The following is a 6,144-nucleotide window of genomic DNA, read 5'->3' on the forward strand; positions in this document are numbered from 1 at the left end:
CATCTGCTGGCCGAGGGCGGTCGTGATGCGTACGTGTTGCCGACGGTGGTGCGTTTCGCCACCCGCGACCTGCTCGACCGCTTCCTCGACGCGCTCGGTCGAATCATCGATCGGCATGACATCTTCCGGACGGCGATCGTGTGGGACGGCCTCGACGCGCCGGTACAGGTGGTGTGGCGGCACGCCCCCCTCCCCGTGGTCGAGGTCACGGTCACCGACGCTGATCCGGTGGGCGAGTTGTTGGCCGTTGGTGAGACGGCGATGGACCTGCGGCGGGCACCGTTGATCCAGGTCCACACCGCGGCGCTGCCGCAGGGTGACGGGTGTCTGGCCCTGGTGCGGGTGCACCACATGGTGCAGGACCACATGGGCCTGGATCTGCTCATCACCGAGGTACGCGCGGTGATGAGCGGCGATGACAGCGCGCTCGCGCCGGTCGTGCCGTTCCGTGAATTCGTGGCGCAGACCCGCACCGGAATCTCCGACGCGGAGCACACCCGGTACTTCGCCGATCTGCTGGGCGACTTGGACGAGCCCACCATTCCCTACGGTGTGCGCGACGTGCACAGCGACGGCGTTAACCAGCGGAGCGTTCGGCAGCGGCTGGAACCTGCGCTGACCGCCCGGTTGCGCCAGGTCGCCCGTACTCTGAGCACCAGCCCCGCGACCCTGCTGCACGTCGCCTGGGCGCGTACCCTCGCGGCCGCGTCGGGACATGACGACGTGGTCTTCGGTACGGTCCTGTTCGGCCGGATGAACGCCGGCGTCGGCGCCGATCGGGCACCGGGCCCCTTCATCAACACCCTGCCGGTACGGCTGAACACCGGCCGCCACGACGTCCGAAACGCCGTCACTCGCATGCGTGACCAACTCGCCGCTCTCCTCGAACACGAACACGCGTCACTGGCCACCGCGCAACAGACCAGCGCGGTCCCGAACGAGAGCCCTCTGTTCACCTCGATCCTCAACTACCGACACAACGACAACCCGGAAAGCAGCGCGACCGAGACGGTCGAGGTCGGCGGCGAGGACGACATCGCGGTCGTCTTCTCCCAGGAGAACACCAACTACCCGCTGGCAGTCTCCGTCGACGACGACAGTGACACGCTCCACCTCACCGTGGAGGCGACGACCCCCATCGACGCCGAATCGGTGGTGTCGCTGTTGGCCACGACCACCGAGAACATGGTCGCCGCGCTGGAGGCCGATGGCGAAGTGCCGCTGACCCGGGTGCCGGTCCTCGACCGGGCGCAACGCTCGCTGGTGCTGTCCGAATGGAATGACACGGCGGTGTCCTACCCGGCCGGCGACACCATTGTGTCGTTGTTCGCCCGTCAGGTCGCCGCGACTCCGGATGCGGTGGCGGTCGTGTTCGAGGGTGTGTCGGTCTCGTATCGGGAGTTGGACGCGCGGGCTGGTGCCGTGGCCCGGCATCTGCGGTCGGTGGGGGTGGGCCCGGAGTCCGTGGTCGGGGTGCGGATGGATCGCGGTGTGGATTTGGTGGTGGCGTTGGTCGGGGTGTTGAAGGCCGGTGGTGCCTACCTGCCGATCGATCCGGAGTACCCACAGCAGCGGGCGGACGTGTTCGTGCGGGATGCGGGTGCGGTGGTCGTGCTGGATTCGGTGGTGGGGCTGGACGGCCCGGACGTGGGTGCGCCGGTCGAGGTGTCCTCGGGTAGTGCGGCGTATGTGATGTTCACGTCGGGGTCGACGGGTCGGCCGAAGGGCGTGGTGGTGCCGCACGCGGGTGTGGTGAACCGGTTGCGGTGGATGCAGGATCGGCTTGGGTTGGTGGTGGGTGAGCGGGTGGTGCAGAAGACGCCGTTCACGTTTGACGTGTCGGTGTGGGAGTTCTTCTGGCCGTTGATCGTCGGGGCGACGGTGGTGGTGGCCCGTCCGGGTGGTCACCGCGACCCCGCGTACCTGGCCGAGTTGATCCGCGAAGAACACGTGTCCACGGCGCACTTCGTGCCGTCGATGCTGGAGGCGTTCCTTCCGGTGGCGGCCTCATGCACGGGGTTGTCGCGGGTGGTCTGCTCCGGTGAAGCGCTTCCGGCGACGACGCAGGACAGCCTGATGGCTGTCCTTCCGGACATTGAGCTGCACAACCTGTACGGGCCGACCGAAGCGTCGGTGGAGGTCACCGCGACCCGGTGTGAGGCGGGTGTGCCCGTGACGATCGGGTCGCCGGTGGCCAACACCCGCACCTACGTCCTGGACAACACCCTGCAACCGGTGCCGGTGGGTGCGGCCGGCGAGTTGTATCTGGCCGGGGTGCAACTCGCCCGGGGATACGCGGGTATGCCGGGATTGACCGCCGAGCGGTTCGTCGCCAACCCGCATGAGCAGGGTGAGCGCTTGTACCGCACCGGTGACCTGGTCCGGTGGACCCCGCAGGGGGAGCTGGACTATCTGGGTCGCACCGACGACCAGGTCAAGTTGCGGGGTGTGCGGATCGAGTTGGGTGAGGTGCAGGCGGTCGTGGTCACGCACCCCCGGGTGACTCAGTCGGCGGTCGTCGTCCGGGACGACCGGCTGGTGGCGTACGTCGTCGGTGACGCCGATCCCGCCGAGGTCCGTGAGCACGTCGCTCGTCACCTTCCCGGCTCCTTCGTACCGGCCGCAGTGGTGGTACTGGAGGAGTTGCCGCTGACCAGCAGCGGGAAGCTTGACCGTCGGGCGTTGCCCGCGCCGGACTTCGCCGGGGCTGTCAGCGCCAGCCGGCCTCCGGCGAACCCGCGCGAGCAAGCGCTGTGCGAGGCCTTCGCACACGTCCTCGGGCTCGAACGGGTCGGCGTCGATGACAACTTCTTCACCCTCGGTGGGCATTCGCTGCTGGCGGTACGGCTGATCAGCCGCCTCCGCACCGTGCTCGGCGTCGAACTCGGTCTTCGGGACCTGTTCGACGCGCCCACCGTGGCCCAACTCGCCCTGCGCGTTCCCGCCGAGCAATCCAGTCGGCCGGCACTGCGGCCGATGCGCAACCGAAAGGGCTCCTGATGATCCCGTTGTCGTTCGCGCAGCGCCGGCTGTGGTTCATCGCCCAACTGGACGAAGCCGACACCACGTATACCCTGCCGATCGCGATGAGCCTCTCCGGCGGCGTGGACATCGCGGCACTCCGGGCGGCCCTGCACGACGTGCTGGCCCGCCACGAGGTGCTGCGCACGGTCTTCCCGACCACGGACGGGGAGCCGTACCAGCACGTCCTCGACAACGCCGAGCTGGACTGGGACCTGCAGGTGGCGGACGTCGCACCCACCCAGCTCGACGATGCGGTCACGGCGGCCGCCGCGCGCACCTTCGACCTGGCCACCGACGTGCCCATCTGTGCCACGCTGCTGCGCGCGGGACCGACCCAGGCGGTCCTGGTGGTGGTCCTGCACCACATCGCCGCCGACGGCTGGTCGATGGCCCCGTTCGGCCGCGACGTCTCCACCGCCTACGCGGCCCGGTCCGAGGGCCGAGCCCCGGACTGGGCGCCGCTTCCCGTGCAGTACGCCGACTACGCGCTCTGGCAGCGGGAGTTGCTCGGTGCCGAGTCCGACCCGGACAGCGTGCTGGCCCGACAGTTCGGCTACTGGCGGGCCGCCCTCGACGGCATTCCACACGAACTCGCCCTGCCGGCGGACCACCCCCGTCCGGTGCAGGCCACCTACCAGGGACATACCGTTCCGCTGCGGGTACCGGCCGACGTGCACGCCCGGATCGTGGCGGTGGCCCAGGCCGAGGGCGTGACGGTCTTCATGCTGCTGCAGGCGGCCCTGGCGGCGTTGCTGTCGAAGCTCGGAGCGGGCCTGGACGTACCCATCGGTGTTGCGGTGGCAGGGCGGACCGACGAGGCACTGGACGACCTGATCGGCTTCTTCGTCAACACGCTGGTGCTGCGCACCGACCTGTCCGGCGATCCGACTGTGGCCGAGCTGCTGACCCGGGTGCGCGAGACCGGTCTGTCCGCGTTCGAGCACCAGGACGTGCCGTTCGAGCGGCTGGTGGAAAAGTTGGCGCCGGTCCGGTCGATGGTCCGGCACCCGCTCTTCCAGGTGATGCTCACGGTCCAGAACAACGCCGCCGCTGGCGTCACGATGTCCGGTGTCACCACCGGCCGCATCAAGGCCGGCGGGGACTCGGCGAAGTTCGACCTCGACGTCGACGTGGCGGAGACCTTCGACTCGACGGGCAGACCGGCCGGGTTGCACGGCGCGGTCGTCGGCAGCGCGGACCTGTTCGAGCGGGCCAGCATCGAGCGGCTGGTGACCTGGTACGTCCGGTTGCTCGGCCTCCTCGTCGCCGACACCGGTCGCCGGTTGAGCACGATCGACGTGCTCGACGAGGCCGAGCGTCGGCGGGTACTGGTGGAGTGGAACCCGCCGCCGGTGACCGCGTCGGAGGCGGCGACTGTCGCCGGGCTGTTCGCGGCACAGGTGGCGCGGACGCCGGACGCGGTGGCGGTGGTGACCGACGGCGGGTCCCTGACATACACGGAACTGGACGCGCGCGCGGGTCGGCTGGCTCGGCTGCTGACCGAGCACCGCGTCGGCCCGGAGTCACTGGTCGGGCTGGTGTTCGACCGGGGTCCGGAGCTGCTGGTGGCGATGCTGGCAGTGGTGCGCGCCGGTGGGGCGTACGTGCCGATCGATCCCCGGTATCCGGTCGACCGGGTGACGTACACGATCGAGGACGCCGCACCCGTGGTGGTACTGGCCAGCTCGGCGACCGCCGGAGTGTTGGTCGACTGTGCCGCGCCGGTCGTGGTGGTCGATGACCCGGCGGTCGTGGCCGAGCTGGCCTCGCTGACGCCGGCTGGTCCGGTGACGGTGCGGGCGGCCCACCCGCTGTACGTGATCTACACGTCGGGGTCGACGGGACGGCCGAAGGGCGTAACCGTCACGCACGGCAACGTCGCGCAGCTGTTCACCGCCACCGCGGACCCGTTCGGCGGGTTCGGACCGGACGACGTGTGGAGCTGGTTCCACTCGGCGGCGTTCGACTTCTCGGTGTGGGAGATATGGGGGGCGTTGCTACACGGCGGCCGGGTGGTGGTGGTGCCGTTCGAGGTGTCGCGGTCGCCGAGCGAGTTCGCCGATCTCGTGCGGCGGGAGCGGGTAACGGTGCTGTCGCAGACGCCGTCGGGCTTCTACGAGGTGATGGACCTGCTCGACGCGCCGTCCCTACGGGCCGTGGTCTTCGGTGGGGAGGCACTGGACCCGGGCAGGTTGGGTGGGTGGTTCGCTCGATACGGCTCGGACGCGCCGGTGTTGCTGAACATGTACGGAATCACCGAGACCACGGTGCACGTGACGATTCAGACCGTGCAACCGGACGCCACGTCGAGTGTGGTGGGCCGGGCCCTACCGGGACTGCGCGTGCACCTGCTGGACTCCGCGATGCGGCCGGCGCCGCAGGGCGTGACCGCCGAGGTGTACGTGGCCGGCGGTCAGTTGGCTCGCGGCTACCTCGGCCGGCCGGGGTTGACCGCTGAGCGGTTCGTCGCGTGCCCGTTCGTCGCTCCCGGTGAGCGGCTGTACCGCAGCGGTGACCTGGCCAGGTGGAACGGCGAGGGTCGGCTGGAATACCTGGGTCGCGCGGACCAACAGGTGAAGATCCGCGGCTTCCGGATCGAGCTTGGCGAGGTCGAGGCAGCGGTGGCCGCGTGCGAGTCGGTGGCGCGGACGGCGGTGATCGTGCGCGAGGACACCCCCGGCGACGTCCGCCTGGTCGCCTACGTGGTGCCCGCGGCCGGGACGGACCCCACCGGCCTGCCTGCGGCCGTGCGGCAGGAGGTCGCCCGGCGGCTGCCCGGGCACATGGTGCCCGCCACCGTCGCCCTGCTGGACGCGTTGCCGTTGACGACGAATGGCAAGTTGGATCGGGAGCGGTTGCCCGCGCCGCAGCAGGTGGCGGGGGTGGGGCGGGCGCCGGTGAACCCGCGGGAGGAGGTGATCTGCGCGGGGTTCGCGGCGTTGCTGGGTGTGGACGCGGTGGGTGTGGACGATGACTTCTTCGCTCTGGGTGGGCATTCGTTGTTGGTGGTGCGGTTGGTGGAGTGGCTGCGTCGGCGGGGGATCGTGGTTGCGGTCCGGGCGTTCTTCCAGACTCCGACGCCTGCTGCTCTGGCTGCTGCCACGGGTGTCCGGCAGGCGC

Annotated in this window: 2 protein-coding genes; both read left to right on the forward strand. The window is 70.0% G+C overall.

Annotated elements, in window-relative coordinates:
• A partial coding sequence (locus tag GA0070216_RS35160; RefSeq protein ID WP_218108365.1) for a non-ribosomal peptide synthetase occupies nucleotides 1-3,000 on the forward strand: 3,000 nt, incomplete at its 5' end.
• On the forward strand, nucleotides 3,000-6,144 hold a 3,145-nt coding region (locus GA0070216_RS33440; protein ID WP_141723303.1), incomplete at its 3' end, for a non-ribosomal peptide synthetase. The genes GA0070216_RS35160 and GA0070216_RS33440, both read left to right, overlap by 1 nt.

Origin of the sequence: Micromonospora matsumotoense (assembly GCF_900091525.1) — a bacterium.
Lineage (GTDB): Bacteria > Actinomycetota > Actinomycetes > Mycobacteriales > Micromonosporaceae > Micromonospora > Micromonospora matsumotoensis.